The 1,084-nt window shown below is 67.9% G+C and carries 1 protein-coding gene; it reads left to right on the forward strand.

What is annotated here, in order from left to right:
• A partial coding sequence (locus ACYVDE_RS23815) for a PAS domain-containing protein (protein WP_460504008.1) occupies positions 1 to 1,084 on the forward strand: 1,084 nt, incomplete at both ends.

The following is a 1,084-nucleotide window of genomic DNA, read 5'->3' on the forward strand; positions in this document are numbered from 1 at the left end:
CGAAGGGGCGCGCCACAGCAGCGAGCAGCGCCTGCGGGCGGTGATGGAAAACCTGCCCGGCGGCGCCGTATTCGTGGTCGATACCGACCTGCGCTACCAGGTGGCCGAGGGCGCGGCCCTGCGCCAGCTGGGCCTGCTACCCACCGATTTTGTGGGCCGCAACGTACAGGAAATGGCTCCGGCAGGGCTATGGCCCGTGTATCAACAGCACTACCAGCAAGCCCTTACCGGCCAGCCGTTCGAGTACGAGCACGCGCAGGGCGGCCGCACGTTTGCCACCCGGGGCGGCCCCCTGCGCAACCCCGACGGCACCGTAGACGCCGTGCTGGCCGTGAGCTATGACATCACCGACCGCAAGCAGGCCGAAGCCGCGCTGCGCGAGTCGGAGGCCAAATACCGCACACTGTTCGACTCCATCGACGAAGGCCACTGCATCATCGAGATGCTGTACGACGAGGACGGCCGGCCCTGCAACTGGCGCTACATCGAGGTAAACCCGGCCTTCGAGAAGAACAACGGCCTGGCCAACGCCACCGGCAAAACCATTCTGGAGCTCACGCCCGACATCGAGCCCAAGTGGCTGGCCACCTACGACCGGGTGGTGCAAACCGGCGAAGCGCTGCGCTTCGAGGAAGACTCGGCGGCGCTGGGGCGGTGGTTTTCGCTCTATGCGTTTCGGGTGGGCGCGCCGGGTAGCCACCTGGTAGCCGTGCTGTTCACCGACATTACGGCCCGCAAGCAGGCCGAAAATGCCCTGCGCCTGAGCGAGGCGCGCCTGTCGCTGGCGCTGCAAGCCGGCCGCATGGGCAGCTTCGAGTGGTGGTCGGCGTGCAACCGCATCAGCTTGTCGGCCATATCGGAGGAAGTGCTGGGCCTGCTGCCCGGCGCGGCCGTAACCACTGCCGCGGACTTTCTGGTCCTGGTGCACCCCGACGACCGCGCCCACCACCAAGCCGTGTTTGAAGAGGCCGGCCGCACCGGCGCCGACTTCCACAGCATCTACCGCATTGTGCGCCCGCGCGACGGCGCCGTGCACTGGATTGAGGAGCGCGGCCTGGGCACCCACGAGCCGACGACGGACGGC

Source organism: Hymenobacter agri (genome assembly GCF_054778495.1).